Below are 14,014 nucleotides of genomic sequence, written 5' to 3' on the forward strand. Positions count from 1 at the left end.
GGCACCCCGGCGGGACCGCGCTGCCTCCCGGGCCCCGGCCGCGCGGGCTCCTCGCCGCGCTCGCGCTGCTCCCCGGCGCCGTGGTCCTCGTACCCGCGCACCTCCTCGCGCGGACGCTGCTCCTCGTAACCGCGCCCGTACCCACCGCGCGTGCCCGGCTTCTCGTACGTTCCCCGTTGCTGCTCGTACGGGGACGCGGAGCGCTCCTGCTCGTACCGCTCCGCGGGTTCGTACCGGTCCCCCGCGTCGAAGCGCTCCGGACGATCGCCGCGCTCGGCGCGCTCCGGCTGCTCGTACCGCTCGTCGCGGCCCTCGCGCCCGTCCTGCTTCTCGTACGGGGAGCGCTCGGCCGGCGCCTGCCGGTAGTCGCCGCGCCCGCCCTGGCCGTACGCGTCGGACTCCGGGTAGCCGAGGCGCTGCTGCTGCCAGCCGTAGTCCTCGTGCACGCGCGGCCAGGAGCCGGGTGCCTGGTACTCGTGGTAGACGGGGCGGACGGAGGGGCCGCGCTCGATCGGCGGCTCGTAGAGCGTCTGGGGCTGGATCTCCTCGTACCGCCCCTGCTCCTCGTACCGCGGCTGGGCCGGCTCCTCGAAACGGGGGCGCGGCACCTGGACGGGCTCCTCGTAGCGCGGCGGCGCGGGGGCGTCCCCCATCGACTCGTCGACCGTGATCGCGATGCGGATGGGGCGCCCGCACTCGCGGCTGAGGGTCTCGCTCACGACCGGAGCGAGACGGCCCTCCAGGACCGTCTTGGCGAACTCGTTCGGCACCGCGAGCAGCGCCGTGTCCGCGACGAGCGCGAGGGGCTGGCAGCGCCGTACCCAGTGCTCGTCCTTGCCCTCGACCCCCGGAGCCCTGCTGTCGGGGCCGTCGCCGAGCAGCTGGTCCACCACGCGCGGCCACACTGCGGCAAGATCGGCGGGTACATCAGCCACAGGGCACGCTCTCTCACACGGTTCCGGCGCACTCCGTGGAGTGGTTCCGGGGCGGGTTCACACAGGTCGGATCGGGGTGGATCAGTGGCTGGGGCTCCGCCGCGGCAGCCGGAAGAGCTTCCGGGACGGCGGCGTGGCACAAAGGCACGAGGGTTCCAGTCCAGCCACGGTAGTCATCGGGGCCTGTACGGTTCAAGTTGTTGTCCACAGCCTGTGCACAGTGTCGCGCACCCGGCCTGGTTTGACCGGAAGAGCCCCGCCCGCGTACCGTGCACAGGTCGAGTTGTCGATGGCTGCTGCCGCCTGCCTCCGATGGGCATGGATCGCAACCGAACTTCACGATTCCGATGAGTCGCGGTCCGGTTGATCACTACAAAGCGGTGCACTCGGTGCGTTGAACGAGCTACTCGTGGGCGCACGGTGACAGCCAGGGCGACGCCCGCCACCTATCGATCTTTACTGGAGCCCCCGAGTGAGCAAGCGCACCTTCCAGCCGAACAACCGTCGTCGCGCCAAGACCCACGGCTTCCGGCTGCGGATGCGTACCCGTGCCGGCCGCGCGATTCTCGCGTCCCGCCGCAACAAGGGTCGCGCCCGTCTGTCCGCCTGATCCTGTACAGGTCATGACGCCGTGCTGCCTTCTGACAACAGGCTGAGGCGGCGCGAGGACTTCTCGACCGCAGTACGCCGAGGACGCCGCGCGGGTCGCCCGCTGCTGGTAGTCCATCTCAAAAGCGGTTCCACGGACCCGCACGCCACCGGGGAGAGCACTCCCCCGGTGCGTGCGGGTTTCGTCGTGAGCAAGGCGGTCGGCAAGGCCGTCGTGCGCACCTCGGTGAAGCGGAAGCTTCGTCACCTCATACGGGACCGGCTTTCGCTCTTTCCCCCCGGTAGCCTGGTGGTCGTACGCGCGTTGCCCGGGGCGGGCGACGCGGATCATGCCCAACTGGCCCGAGACCTCGACGCCGCCCTGAAGCGGCTGCTGGGAGGGGGCACCCGATGAAGTACCCACTGCTCGCGCTGATCAAGCTCTACCAGTGGACCATCAGCCCCTTGCTGGGGCCGGTGTGCAAGTACTATCCGTCGTGCTCCCACTACGGCTTCACGGCCATCGACCGCCACGGAGCGATCAAGGGGACGGCATTGACCGCCTGGCGCATCCTGCGCTGCAATCCCTGGTCGCACGGTGGGGTCGATCACGTACCACCGCGCAAGCGCCCCCGATGGCACGAGGCGCTGCGTGCTGCCTGGCGGTCGCGGTCCCAGGGACCCGCCGCCACGCCTGTGTCTCCCGAGGGCGGTACGCCCCCCGAGGGTGGTGCCCCGGCCGGGGTCAGTGCCCCGGACTCATCCAGCCCGGTCGCCGAGACCCCGTCCCCCGCTCAAGGAGCCTGATTAGTGGACACGATTGCCAGTTGGTTCAGTTTCATCACGACACCCGTCTCCTGGGTGATCGTGCAGTTCCACACGCTGTACGGATGGATCTTCGGCCCTGACACCGGCTGGGCCTGGGGCCTGTCCATCGTGTCCCTCGTGATCATCATCCGGATCTGCCTGATCCCGCTCTTCGTGAAGCAGATCAAGGCGACCCGCGCGATGCAGACGCTGCAACCCGAGATGAAGCGCATCCAGGAGCGCTACAAGAGCGACAAGCAGCGTCAGAGCGAAGAGATGATGAAGCTGTACAAGGAGAGCGGCACCAACCCGCTCGCCTCGTGCCTTCCCATCCTCGTGCAGTCCCCCTTCTTCTTCGCGCTGTACCACGTGCTCGACGGCATCGCGTCGAACAAGAAGATCGGCGTCATCAACGACCAGCTCCTCGACTCCGCCCAGCAGGCGCACATCTTCGGTGCCCCGCTCGCCGCGAAGTTCACGAGCGGCGCCGCCTCGCTCGGTGCCGACCTCACCACGGTGCGCATCGTCACCGCGTGCATGATCGTCATGATGTCGGCCTCGCAGTTCTTCACGCAGCGCCAGCTGATGACGAAGAACGTCGACACCTCGGTGAAGACCCCGTTCATGCAGCAGCAGAAGATGCTCATGTACGTCTTCCCGCTCATGTTCGCCGTCTTCGGCATCAACTTCCCCGTCGGTGTTCTCCTCTACTGGCTGACCACCAACGTGTGGACCATGGGCCAGCAGATGTTCGTCATCCGCCAGAACCCGACCCCCGGCTCCAAGGCCCAGGCCGCCTACCTGGAGCGCCAGCTCAAGCACCTCACCCACACCGGCAAGGTCCGCACCAAGCGGGACCGCACCGCGATCAAGGCGATCGTCTCGAAGGGCCGGGAGCGCAACGAGGCCGAGCGGAAGTTCATCAACGGACTGAGCAAGGCGGGCTACGCGGCCCAGCCCGACGGCAACATCGAAAAGGGCGAGAGCGCGGTCGCGACCCTTGAGGGTGACGAGACCACCGCCGGCGCCGCACAGCGACGCCAGCAGCCGAAGCGGCAGTCGAAGTCCCAGCGACAGGCCGGCACCACCGCTGCCGGCGGCTCGGCGTCCGACACGGACAAGGACTCCTCCGGTACGGGCAAGGGCGCCGCAGCGGGCGGCTCCGGCGCGGCCGGGGCCAAGAAGCAGGGTGGCAACCGGCCCGCACAGAAGAAGAGCCCGGGCAAGAACACGGGTGGCGGCTCCACCGCCGCAAAGCCCGCGGGGGGCGGCACATCCGGTACGTCCGGGTCCGGCTCCCAGGCCAAGCAGGGTCAGCGCAAGGGCGGCCAGCAGCGCCCCAAGCACCCGTCCTCCAAGAAGTAAGAAGGAGTCCAGCCCGTGACGGAAGGCACTACCTCCGCCGCTCCCGAGGAGGCCACCGACGGTGGCGACTCGCTCAGCCGCCTGGAGCAGGAAGGCGAGATCGCCGCGGACTACCTCGAAGGTCTGCTCGACATCGCCGACCTCGACGGCGACATCGACATGGACGTCGAGGCCGATCGTGCCGCGGTCTCCATCGTCAGTGACAACGGCCGTGACCTGCAGAAGCTCGTCGGTCGTGACGGCGAGGTCCTGGAGGCTCTCCAGGAGCTGACCCGGCTCGCCGTGCACCGGGAGACCGGTGACCGCAGTCGGCTGATGCTGGACATCGCGGGCTACCGGGCGAAGAAGCGCCAGGAGCTGAGCGAGCTGGGCGCCGAGGCCGCCGCCGACGCGAAGAGCAGCGGTGAGCCGGTCCGGCTGCGGCCCATGTCGCCGTTCGAGCGCAAGGTCGTGCACGACGCGGTCAAGGCGGCCGGGCTGCGCAGCGAGTCCGAGGGCGAGGAACCGGAGCGGTTCGTCGTCGTCCTGCCCGCCTGAGTCCGCGGGTACGGACGCGACGGGTACGTCGTATCGGTCGCTTCCCTACGGCGGGAGCACCCCGGCCCGGGGAGCCCCCGGCCCCGCAGTTCCCGTGTCCGGCCCCGTCTGACCACAGGCGGGGCCGGATTGCGTCGGGCGACCCCGGCGCCCTGTCCCTCTTTTCCTTTCCACTTTTCACGAAGCTGTTCCAGGAACGAGCCCCGGCCACCGAGGCCGGGCGCGAGAGCGCGGTACGGAAGGACGGTCCCCGTGACGGAGGCAGCACAGCTCCCCCCGGCCCCGGAGGTAGCCAGGCAGGTCTTCGGCGAGAGCTTCGCCGACGCGGTCCGGTACGCGGAACTCCTCGCCGACGCGGGGGTACGCCGGGGGCTCATCGGCCCGCGCGAGGTGCCGCGGCTCTGGGAGCGCCACCTCCTGAACTGCGCGGTGCTCTCCGAGGTCGTCCCCGAAGGGGTCACCGTCTGCGATGTGGGCTCGGGTGCCGGGCTCCCGGGCATCCCACTCGCCCTGGTCCGCAGAGATCTCAAGATCACCCTTCTGGAGCCGCTCCTCCGCCGCACCAACTTCCTCAACGAGGTCGTGGAACTCCTGGGCCTCGACCACGTAACGGTCGTCCGGGGACGGGCCGAGGAGGTGCTCGGCACGCTCCAGCCCGTCCACGTCGTGACCGCCCGCGCCGTCGCCCCGCTCGATCGCCTTGCCGGCTGGGGCGTCCCGCTCCTGAGGCCGTACGGCGAGATGCTGGCGCTCAAGGGCGATACCGCTGAGGAAGAAGTGAGCAACGCCGGCGCCGCGCTCAGCAAGCTCGGCGCCGTACGCACCTCCGTCCTGCACGTCGGCGAGGGCCTGGTGGACCCGCTCTCGACCGTCGTCCGCGTCGAGGTGGGCGAGAGCCCCGGCGGGGTGCGCTTCGCGGCGAAGCGGGCGAAGGCGGCGCGGACGGGGAGGACGACTCGGAGGCGGCGCTGAGGGCTTTCGTGGAGAGGGCTTACCGCGCGGAGGCGCTCGTTGGCCGCGGAGGGGCGGGGCGATGTTTCACGTGAAACATCGCCCCGCCCCTCCGCGCTGAGTAGCGCGGAGCCTTGCTGCGTGGCCCGAAGGACCGGCGGAAGCCGTCACGCTCGCCCGTTGCGGCTCTCCGCTTGGGCCGACCGGTGATGAGTACGCCCGGCGGGGTGTAGGCGGCCTGGGGCGGGCGGGGGTGACGGAGTGTCTGCCTGGCCCCGAGCGAGGGGCTCGGCATCGTGTTTCACGTGAAACATCGCTCGTTGCTTCAGGGCATCATCAGCCGGGGCCGCTCGGCGGCCGAACCGCGCGAACGCAGGCCCCTGGGGAAAACTTCGGGGAAGTCTGCACAACGCTCACTCGGAAGAGTGGCGGGATTTTCGGAAAGGGCGAGTCTATCCACAGAAGACAGGACCTCACTGGTTGCAGGGGCTCCCGGCATGGGAGGCTCTGTTCAACGCGAGCCTGAAGTCGAGGAGGGTGAATCCTTGCGGTCCGATGCCCCTATCGCAGGACCGATGACCGAACCGGTCCCCGGTCCCCGTACCGAAGCAGAGGGCGATGTTTCACGTGAAACATTGCCGTCCGCTCAGAACATCCCGGCCGTCCCCGGTGGTCAGCGCGCTGCCGCGGAAGCCCTCGGACGCAGCGCCGAGGGAATGCCGCGTCCGGAACAGACCCGGATCATGATCGTGGCGAACCAGAAGGGCGGGGTGGGAAAGACCACCACCACCGTCAATCTCGCCGCATCCCTCGCCCTGCTCGGCTCGCGTGTTCTTGTGATCGACCTCGATCCACAGGGGAACGCCTCGACCGCCCTGGGGATCGACCACCACGCCGAAGTCCCGTCCATCTACGACGTGCTGGTGGAGAGCAAGCCGCTCTCCGATGTGGTGCAGCCAGTACGGGACGTCGAAGGTCTCTTCTGCGCCCCCGCCACCATCGATCTCGCCGGTGCCGAGATCGAACTCGTCTCGCTGGTGGCTCGGGAGAGCCGCCTCCAGCGGGCGATCCAGTCGTACGAGCAGCCCTTGGACTACGTGCTCATCGACTGCCCACCCAGCCTCGGCCTGCTCACCGTGAACGCACTGGTGGCCGGAGCCGAGGTACTCATCCCGATTCAGTGCGAGTACTACGCCCTGGAGGGCCTTGGGCAGTTGCTGCGCAACGTCGAGCTGGTGCGGGGGCATCTCAATCCCACGCTCCACGTCTCGACGATCCTGCTGACGATGTACGACGGCAGGACGCGCCTCGCCTCACAGGTGGCCGATGAAGTACGCAGCCACTTCGGAGCGGAGGTGCTGCGGACGAGCATTCCTCGCTCGGTCCGTATCTCCGAAGCTCCCAGCTACGGCCAGACCGTACTGACTTATGACCCGGGTTCCAGTGGCGCCCTCTCCTACTTCGAAGCGGCTCGCGAGATCGCGCTTCGGGGAGCGGGTGTCTTCGAGGTCCCGGAGTCCGCCCCTGGCACGGGCGCAGAGACCGAACAACACAGCATGGTGGAGGGGACACAGTGACAACACAACGCAGGGGGCTCGGGCGTGGGCTTCAAGCCCTCATCCCGACGGCGGCGTCGGCTGAGAAGGCGGCCGCCGCTACGGCGACACGGCCGGACGGGCCTCGCGTACCGGCGGCGGGCGGACCCGTACTGGGCGAGAGGGGCGTGGCAGCGGCCAAGCTGACGACGCCCGTCGAGAGCGATGTTTCACGTGAAACATCGGAGAGCGAGCAGCGAGGGGGACTGCCTCCGGCACCCGAAGGCGCCTTCTTCGCGGAGCTGCCGCTCGATCAGATCATCCCGAACCGCGATCAGCCGCGAGCGATCTTCGATGAGGACGCCTTGCGCGAACTCATCGACTCGATCAAGGAAGTGGGGCTGCTTCAGCCCGTCGTCGTGCGCCAGCTCGACGAGAAGCAGTTCGAGCTCATCATGGGTGAGCGCCGCATGCGGGCCAGTAAGGAGGCCGGCCTCACGACGATCCCCGCGATCGTCCGGGCTACGGAGGACGACCGGCTGCTGCTGGACGCGTTGCTGGAGAACCTGCACCGCTCCCAGCTCACGCCGCTCGAAGAGGCGCATGCCTACGAGCAGTTGCTCAAGGACTTCAACTGCACCCATGAGGAACTGGCGAAGCGGGTGGGCCGTTCGCGGCCGCAGGTGACCAATACGCTGCGTCTGCTGAAGCTTTCGCCGTCCGTGCAGAAGAAGGTGGACGCGGGGGTGCTCTCCGCCGGCCACGCGCGCGAACTGCTGTCGGTGGAGGATTCCGCCGAGCAGGACAAGCTGGCCGAGCGGATCATCAGGGAAGGGCTCTCCGTCCGCGCCGTGGAGGAGATCACCCATCTCATGCGCTCGCACCCCGGCCCGGCGAAGAGTGCGCCGAAGCCGCGTGCGGGCTCGGTGACCTCGCCGGCGCTCAGCGAGCTGGCCGGTCGGCTCTCGGACCGCTTCGAGACGCGTGTGAAGGTGGACCTGGGGCAGAAGAAGGGGAAGATCGTCGTTGAGTTCGCCTCAGTGGACGACCTCCAGCGCATCCTCTCCCAGCTCGCCCCGGGCGAGGGTTCGCTCTTCTCCACGCAGCCTCAGGCGGCGGACGAGAAGAGCGAGAAGGACGAGGACGACAGCTGATCCATTCTCGTCGGGGCCGATGTTTCACGTGAAACATCGGCCCCGACTTTTGTGGGGACGGATACCGGTTCGCTCTTTGCCCGCACGCGGTGTCGACCCGGTGGCGTCCTGGATACGATGCGACCGGGTCCGGCGTTTCGGGTGTCGGTGAGCACCGCCGCGACGGCGGGCGGTTGACCGGAGCGGCGGCCCAAGGAAGTGAGGAACTGCCTTCATGGGGCGTCGTCTGGTACCTCTCACTCTGGACAACCTCGCCGATCTGCCGACGCCGTGCCGCGAGTGCGTCTTCTGGGAACTCGACTCGGTCCGCGGCGGGGAGGCCGTGGCCCAGGGCACCGCGGCGCAGGAGAAGGAGGCCTGGCTCTCCAGTGTTCTGCTGGAGTGGGGGTCCTGCGGCCGCCTCGTCTACGTGGACGACGTCCCGGCGGGCTTCGTGCTCTACGCGCCTCCCGCTTACGTGCCCCGCTCCACGGCCTTCCCGACAAGCCCCGTGGGCCCGGACGCCGTACAGCTCATGACCGCGCGCATCCATCCCGGCTATCAAGGCCAGGGCCTGGGGCGAGTCCTCGTGCAGACGGTGGCGAAGGATCTGCTGCGGCGCCACTTCAAGGCGATGGAGGCCTTCGGGGACACCCACGGGGCTTCCGCCTCGTGCCTTCTTCCCGCAGAACACTTGCTCGCGGTGGGCTTCAAGACGGTACGGGCGCATCCGACGAGACCGCGGCTCCGCCTGGAGTTGCGGTCCACCGTCTCCTGGAAGGAAGACGTGGAGCACGCGCTCGACAGGCTCCTCGGTGCGGTCCAGAAAGAGCCGACTCTGCGACCGCTCTGAACTCTCGATGTTTCACGTGAAACATCGAGGCCCATGTTTCACGTGAAACATGGGCCTCGATGGGGGCGTTCCCGCGTGCGAGCACGCAGGGGGGAACTCAGGCAGTCGGCGTCACGAAGGCGTCGAGGTCGCGCAGGATCGCGGCCTTCGGCTTCGCGCCGACGATCGTCTTCACAACCTCGCCGCCCTGGTAGACGTTGAGGGTCGGGATGGACATGACGCCGTACTTGGTCGCCGTCTCCTGGTTGGCGTCGATGTCGAGCTTCACGATCTCGATCTGCTCGCCGTACTCCTTGGCGATGGCCTCCAGGGACGGGGCGATCTGGCGGCAGGGGCCACACCACTCGGCCCAGAAGTCGACGAGGACGGGCTTGTCGCTCTTGAGGACGACCTCTTCGAAGTCGGCGTCGGTGACGCTCTTCAGGTTGCCAGCCACAGTGGGCTCCTTCATTCCAACGGGGGTGGGGTGGTGGGGGTACCGGGTCAGACGGCGGCCGTCTGCTCCGGAGCCGGAGTCTTCTCGGGCTCGGCGGTCTGCTCCGAGTCCGAGAGGGCGGCCAGGTAACGCTCGGCGTCGAGCGCGGCGGAGCAGCCCGTGCCGGCAGCGGTGATGGCCTGCCGGTAGGTGTGGTCCACCACGTCGCCCGCGCCGAAGACACCGGCCTGGTTGGTGTGGGTCGAGGGCGCCTGGACCTTGAGGTAGCCCTCGTCGTCGAGGTCGAGCTGGCCGCGGAAGAGATCGGTCCGCGGGTCGTGCCCGATCGCGATGAAGAGTCCGGTGACGCCGAGTTCGCTCTGCTCGCCGGTCTTGAGGTTGCGCAGGGTCAGGTGCGAGAGCTTCTGGTCGCCGTGGATCTCGGCCACCTCGCTGTCCCAGACGAAGGAGATCTTCGGGTCGGCGAAGGCACGCTCCTGCATCGCCTTCGAGGCGCGCAGGGTGTCCCGGCGGTGGACGATGGTGACGGACTTGGCGAAGCGCGAGAGGAAGGTGGCCTCCTCCATCGCGGTGTCGCCACCGCCGATGACGGCGATGTCCTGGTCCTTGAAGAAGAAGCCGTCGCACGTCGCGCACCAGGAGACGCCGCGCCCGGACAGCTCGTCCTCGTGCGGCAGGCCGAGCTTGCGGTGCTGCGAGCCGGTCGTCACGATGACGGCCTTGGCACGGTGCACGGTGCCCGTCGTGTCCGTCACGGTCTTGATCTCGCCCGTGAGGTCCACGGAGACGATGTCGTCCGGGATCAGCTCGGCACCGAAGCGCTCGGCCTGGGCGCGCATGTTGTCCATGAGCTCCGGGCCCAGGATGCCCTCCTGGAAACCGGGGAAGTTCTCCACCTCGGTCGTGTTCATCAGCGCACCGCCAGCCGTGACCGCGCCCTCGAAGACCAGCGGCTTGAGCGACGCGCGCGCGGTGTACAGGGCGGCCGTGTAACCGGCGGGGCCCGAGCCAATGATGATCACGTTTCGCACGTCACTCACGGCTTGCTTCCTCGTCTCTGCCGACTGCGTCCACTACTGAGGGAAGGGCTCTCGGCGCCTTCATCCCACCCAACCGATCCTACGGGCCGGACATTCCCGCCCGGCCCGTGGCTCACGGTCGTCGGTGGTACAGGGCAGCGGCGGCACGTCGCCGGCGCAGGGCGACGGCGCTACAGAGGACAGCGCTGACAGATACAGCGGAGCGGCGCCTCGGGCTTCACCGCGCGTAGGAGGAGGAGTGAAGCACTTCGCCCTTTGCGGCGGTGCGCAGGGTGGCGCAGGCGGCGTCCACGATGTAGGCGGTGACTCGTGCCGTGTCGTGGGCGTGGGGGAGCACGACGAGGTACGCCTCCCGGCCCCGGTACAACCCCTTCTCCACTCCGAGGGCCGTTTCCGGGCGTCCTATCCCCCTCGTCACACACTGCGGCACCGCAGGCGCATCCGCGCGGAGAGGTGTCTCGACGCCTGTCTCCTGCTGCGGCTGTGGAGGGCTGGCAGCGGCGCTGCTCGCGCTTCGTGGGCTGTTCGTCGCAGCACCCCCGTTGCCCTGGAGCAGTGCGTTCACCTCCTTCTTCAGCGGGCTGCCGGAGAAGACCAGGGACTGCTGGCTCTGCTCGGCGGAAGGAGACCGTTCCTCCTCGCCCGGGCCGAGCGAGGAAAGGAGGAGGGACCCGGCTCCCAGCGCGAGCACGGTAGCCGTGCCACCCCAGAACAGACGGCGCCTCGACCTGCCCCTCGTCCTCGTCCGTCCGGGGCCGGACGGGGAGGGACGGACGGGCGTGGGCCGGGTGCGTCGCGATGTTTCACGTGAAACATCGTGCGACGGAGCTGATGGCGCGGGGATGCGGCCAGTGGATGTTTCACGTGAAACATGGGCGTCGAGCGAGGACGCCGTGCCGGATGTTTCACGTGGAACATCGTGCTCGGCCTCGGCGCATGTTTCACGTGAAACATCAGCCTCCTCCGCCACCTCATGAAGCGCCACCTCGTATGGCACCACCTCATGAAGCGCCACCTCGCGAAGTGCTGCGTCGATCCGCGCGCTCACCTCCGCCGGCAGGGGCGGCGGTGCGGGGAGGGCACCGAGCAGCGTGCGGATCTCCGCCAGCGAGGAGTAGATCTCGGCGCAGTCGGCACAGCTTTTGAGGTGTCCGCGCAGCGCGGTGCTGTGCTGGGGTGGCAGAAGGTCCTCGGTGAGGTCGGCGAGCTCCTCCGGAGCGGGGTGCTCGGTCGGTTCCGTTCGCGTGGTCATGCTCGCCCACCTCCGTCCTGTGCCGTCGTGGTGTCCTGGGGATCTGCTTGCGGTGGGACGGGAGTGCCCGCTTCCCGGTTCCCTTCCCGGGGCGCCTCTCGGCCGGGCCGGGGAACGGTCGCCGGCGGCGGTGCCCCGTTCGGCTCCTCGCGCGGTGCCGGGGGCGGCCCCGCTGCCCCGGCCCCGGTACGGAGATGTCTGAGCAGGGGCAGGAGACGGGCTCGGCCACGGGCGCATCTGCTTTTGACGGTCCCCGGGGCCACGTCGAGGATGCGGGCGGCCTCGGCGACGGGGTAGCCCTGCATGTCGACGAGGACGAGGGCGGCGCGCTGTTCGGCGGGGAGGGTGCGCAGGGCGGCGAAGAGTTCGCGGTGCAGATCGGCGCGTTCGGCCGGGGCCTCGGCGGATTCCTCGGGGCGGAGCAGGTGCTCCAGGCGGACCGTGTCCTCGACGGGCGAGGTGTGCCGGGCCTCGGCCTTCCGGGCGCGGTCGAGGCAGGCGTTGACGGTGATGCGGTGGAGCCAGGTGGTCACCGCGGACCGGCCGCCGAAGGTGTGGGCGGCGCGGTAGGCCGAGACGAAGGCGTCCTGGACGGCGTCGGCAGCGTCCTCGCGGTTGCCGAGGGTGCGCAGGGCGACGGCCCACAGCCGTTCGCGGTGGCGTCGCACGAGCTCGCCGAAGGCTTCGTGCTCGCCCGCGACGTGCCGAGCGAGCAGGTCGTGGTCGCTGAGTTCCTCGTACGGGCCTTCGTCCACGCTGCCCTCCCCCGGCGGACGTCGCCTCGAACCTAGCCCATGAACGTCACATCGGTAATGGCTTGCTTGTAGCCGGCACCGCTGTAGCCGTCCTTGGCCGCGTACGGCATGGCGGTGATCCACATGACGACGTAACGGGCCTTCACGGGCTCCTTGGTCTTGATGGTGACCTTGGAACCGCTGGTCGTGTTGTTCGCGATCTTCTTCATCCCGGAGAGCGGGGCGGAGGAGGTGAGCGAGTCGGCCGCGTAGAGCGTCACCGTCGTGTGATCACCCGGGTACAGCATGTCTATCGTCGCGGTGGAGAGGTTCTTCTCGGCGCCCAGGTCGTAGGTGATGCCCACGCCCTTCTTGAAGGCCGGGTTCATGTCCGGGCCGTCGGTGTAGAACTTGGTGCGCCAGTAGCTGTCGCTCTTGCCGTCGTAGGTGAGCGGCACCTGGTCGGTGTGCTGCGGGGTGCCGTCCGGGTAGTACTCGACCGCGTCCTTGATGGGGAGCTGCTTGGGGGCGGGAGCGGCCTTCTTGCCGGAGCCCTTCTCGATCGGCGCGTTGTTCTGCGGCTTCTCGGGACTCTTGTCGAGGAAGGTGTCCGCGAGCTGCCAGCTACCGAGGCCGAGGGCGACGATGAGCAGCGCGGAGACGCCCCACTTGAGCGCGCGCCCGGTGCGTCCCTGGAGCGGGGGCGGCGGGGCGGGCGGCGCCTGGGGCGGCGTGGGGCCCGCGGGCGGACGGCCGTAGGGGTTCTGCGGGAAGGCGGGGGCCTGGTACTCGGGCGGAGCGGTGTAGGCCGGCTCGGGCGGACGGATGCGGGGCAGCTCGTCGACCGCGGCGGCGAGCTCGGCGGGCGTGGTGCAGGGCGGTTCCTGCCGCGAGGCCGTGGCGCCCTCGTTGGCGAGCGCGCGCACGGCCAGTTCCGACAGGCCCCGGTGGACGCCGGCACGTACCTGGTCGGGCGGGAGCAGGCCGACGCCCTTGGGGAGCCCCGAGAGGCCGTAGGCGTCGTCCTCGTACGGCCAGCGCTGCGAGAGGGAGGCGTACAGGAGCGCGCCGATGGCCTCGGTGTCGGTGCGGGCGGGGTCCTCGCTCGTGACGCCGCGCAGCGCGGCGTTCACGGCGAGCCCGCGGATGCGGTACTGCCCGCTCGACGTGCGCAGCACGGAGCCCGGGTTGAGCCGGAGGTGGGAGAGCCCGGCCCGGTGGGCGGCCGCCATCGCCTGCGAGACGTGGCGGACCATCTCGTACGCCTCGTGCGCCTGAAGCGGTCCGGCGGCGAGCAGCGCGGTCAGCTCGGTGGCGTCGGGGAGCCACTCGTGGACGACGTAGACGAGGTCGTCGTCCTCGACGGCGTCCAGGACCTGCACGAAGCGCGGGTCGGTGAGGAGCGCCGTGGAGCGGGCCGCCGCGAGGACCTCGCGGGCGCGGGGGTGGTCGCTGGGCAGGAGGTGGACGCCGACGGCACGGCGGAGTTTCTCGTCCACGGCACGCCAGCTGCTGAAGCCGTCGAGCCGGGTGAGGCACTCCTCCAGGCGGTACCGTCTGGCCAGCTTGTGCCCGCTGTGCAGCTCGGGAGGCGCGGCGGCGGGCTCCGCGTCGGCCTTCGGGACGGGACTCGCCTGAGCCTTCCGGGCGGGTTCCGCCCCGGTCTCCTGGGCGGGCTCCGCCTCGCCCTTCTCTTCCTCGCTGCGCTCTGTGTCCTCGTGCCCGGTGTCCCGCTCGGGGGCACCGGCCTTCGCGTCGGCCGTGGCCTGCTCCGCCTGAGCGGTCTGCGGTTCCTCACCGCTTTCCCGGGCCACGTCGACGGCAGACGTGCTGCGTTCCGCCACCGTC

The 14,014-nt window shown here is 69.5% G+C and carries 14 protein-coding genes and 1 pseudogene; 9 read left to right on the forward strand and 6 right to left on the reverse strand.

Annotated features, from left to right (window positions below; all coding sequences use genetic code 11):
- Positions 1-935 (reverse strand): annotated as a pseudogene (locus tag G3I42_RS36070) (chromosomal replication initiator protein DnaA); the annotation flags it as partial.
- Between the two features lie 472 nt (positions 936-1,407).
- Between G3I42_RS36070 and rpmH the strand changes: the two are divergent.
- The 9 genes from rpmH (at position 1,408) to G3I42_RS36120 (ending at position 8,704) form a co-directional block, all read left to right on the forward strand.
- Positions 1,408-1,545, forward strand: coding sequence for a 50S ribosomal protein L34 (gene rpmH / locus G3I42_RS36080; protein ID WP_009067336.1), 138 nt, complete (start codon positions 1,408-1,410; stop codon positions 1,543-1,545).
- 21 nt (positions 1,546-1,566) lie between these two features.
- Positions 1,567-1,938 (forward strand): ribonuclease P protein component, encoded by a 372-nt coding sequence (gene rnpA, locus G3I42_RS36085; RefSeq protein WP_164291865.1) that lies wholly within the window; start codon positions 1,567-1,569, stop codon positions 1,936-1,938.
- Complete coding sequence (gene yidD / locus G3I42_RS36090; RefSeq protein WP_164291866.1) at positions 1,935-2,330, forward strand: membrane protein insertion efficiency factor YidD; 396 nt, start codon at positions 1,935-1,937, stop codon at positions 2,328-2,330. The genes rnpA and yidD overlap by 4 nt, the downstream gene beginning before the upstream one ends.
- A 3-nt stretch (positions 2,331-2,333) precedes the next feature.
- Positions 2,334-3,695, forward strand: a complete 1,362-nt coding sequence (yidC, locus tag G3I42_RS36095) for a membrane protein insertase YidC (RefSeq protein ID WP_164291867.1) — start codon at positions 2,334-2,336, stop codon at positions 3,693-3,695.
- 15 nt (positions 3,696-3,710) lie between these two features.
- Positions 3,711-4,232: a R3H domain-containing nucleic acid-binding protein gene (locus tag G3I42_RS36100; RefSeq protein WP_164291868.1), complete on the forward strand. Its 522-nt coding sequence runs from the start codon at positions 3,711-3,713 to the stop codon at positions 4,230-4,232.
- A gap of 252 nt (positions 4,233-4,484) precedes the next feature.
- Positions 4,485-5,204: a 16S rRNA (guanine(527)-N(7))-methyltransferase RsmG gene (rsmG, locus tag G3I42_RS36105; RefSeq protein WP_164291869.1), complete on the forward strand. Its 720-nt coding sequence runs from the start codon at positions 4,485-4,487 to the stop codon at positions 5,202-5,204.
- Positions 5,205-5,680: 476 nt separating this feature from the next.
- Complete coding sequence (locus tag G3I42_RS36110; protein ID WP_164291870.1) at positions 5,681-6,760, forward strand: ParA family protein; 1,080 nt, start codon at positions 5,681-5,683, stop codon at positions 6,758-6,760.
- A complete protein-coding gene (locus tag G3I42_RS36115; protein ID WP_343244754.1) occupies positions 6,757-7,872 on the forward strand; it encodes a ParB/RepB/Spo0J family partition protein in 1,116 nt (371 codons plus the stop codon). Before G3I42_RS36110 ends, G3I42_RS36115 begins: the two co-directional genes overlap by 4 nt.
- Positions 7,873-8,086: 214 nt before the next feature.
- A complete protein-coding gene (locus tag G3I42_RS36120; protein WP_164291872.1) occupies positions 8,087-8,704 on the forward strand; it encodes a GNAT family N-acetyltransferase in 618 nt (205 codons plus the stop codon).
- Positions 8,705-8,801: 97 nt separating this feature from the next.
- Here the strand turns inward: G3I42_RS36120 and trxA are convergent, their stop codons facing one another.
- The 5 genes from trxA to G3I42_RS36145 all read right to left on the reverse strand — a co-directional run bounded on the left by trxA (position 8,802) and on the right by G3I42_RS36145 (position 14,010).
- Positions 8,802-9,140, reverse strand: a complete 339-nt coding sequence (gene trxA, locus G3I42_RS36125) for a thioredoxin (RefSeq protein ID WP_007824528.1) — start codon at positions 9,138-9,140, stop codon at positions 8,802-8,804.
- A 47-nt stretch (positions 9,141-9,187) separates the two neighbouring features.
- Positions 9,188-10,180: a thioredoxin-disulfide reductase gene (trxB, locus tag G3I42_RS36130; RefSeq protein WP_009067328.1), complete on the reverse strand. Its 993-nt coding sequence runs from the start codon at positions 10,178-10,180 to the stop codon at positions 9,188-9,190.
- A 217-nt stretch (positions 10,181-10,397) separates the two neighbouring features.
- Positions 10,398-11,432: a hypothetical protein gene (locus G3I42_RS37245; protein WP_203607784.1), complete on the reverse strand. Its 1,035-nt coding sequence runs from the start codon at positions 11,430-11,432 to the stop codon at positions 10,398-10,400.
- Entirely contained in the window at positions 11,429-12,187 is a 759-nt protein-coding gene (sigM, locus tag G3I42_RS36140; RefSeq protein WP_164291873.1) for an RNA polymerase sigma factor SigM, read from the reverse strand. The genes G3I42_RS37245 and sigM overlap by 4 nt, the downstream gene beginning before the upstream one ends.
- Positions 12,188-12,219: 32 nt before the next feature.
- Positions 12,220-14,010, reverse strand: a complete 1,791-nt coding sequence (locus tag G3I42_RS36145; protein ID WP_164291874.1) for a protein kinase family protein — start codon at positions 14,008-14,010, stop codon at positions 12,220-12,222.
- Positions 14,011-14,014 lie beyond the last annotated feature (4 nt).

Source organism: Streptomyces sp. SID11385 (assembly GCF_010548245.1).
Classification (GTDB): domain Bacteria; phylum Actinomycetota; class Actinomycetes; order Streptomycetales; family Streptomycetaceae; genus Streptomyces.

What these genes read in the sequence shown, in the direction of transcription:
- yidD (WP_164291866.1), top strand. Translation starts at nt 1,935, where the DNA reads ATGAAGTACCCACTGCTCGCGCTGATCAAGCTCTACCAGTGGACCATC.
- G3I42_RS36110 (WP_164291870.1), top strand. Translation starts at nt 5,681, where the DNA reads ATGGGAGGCTCTGTTCAACGCGAGCCTGAAGTCGAGGAGGGTGAATCC.
- G3I42_RS36120 (WP_164291872.1), top strand. Translation starts at nt 8,087, where the DNA reads ATGGGGCGTCGTCTGGTACCTCTCACTCTGGACAACCTCGCCGATCTG.
- G3I42_RS37245 (WP_203607784.1), bottom strand. Translation starts at nt 11,432, where the DNA reads ATGACCACGCGAACGGAACCGACCGAGCACCCCGCTCCGGAGGAGCTC.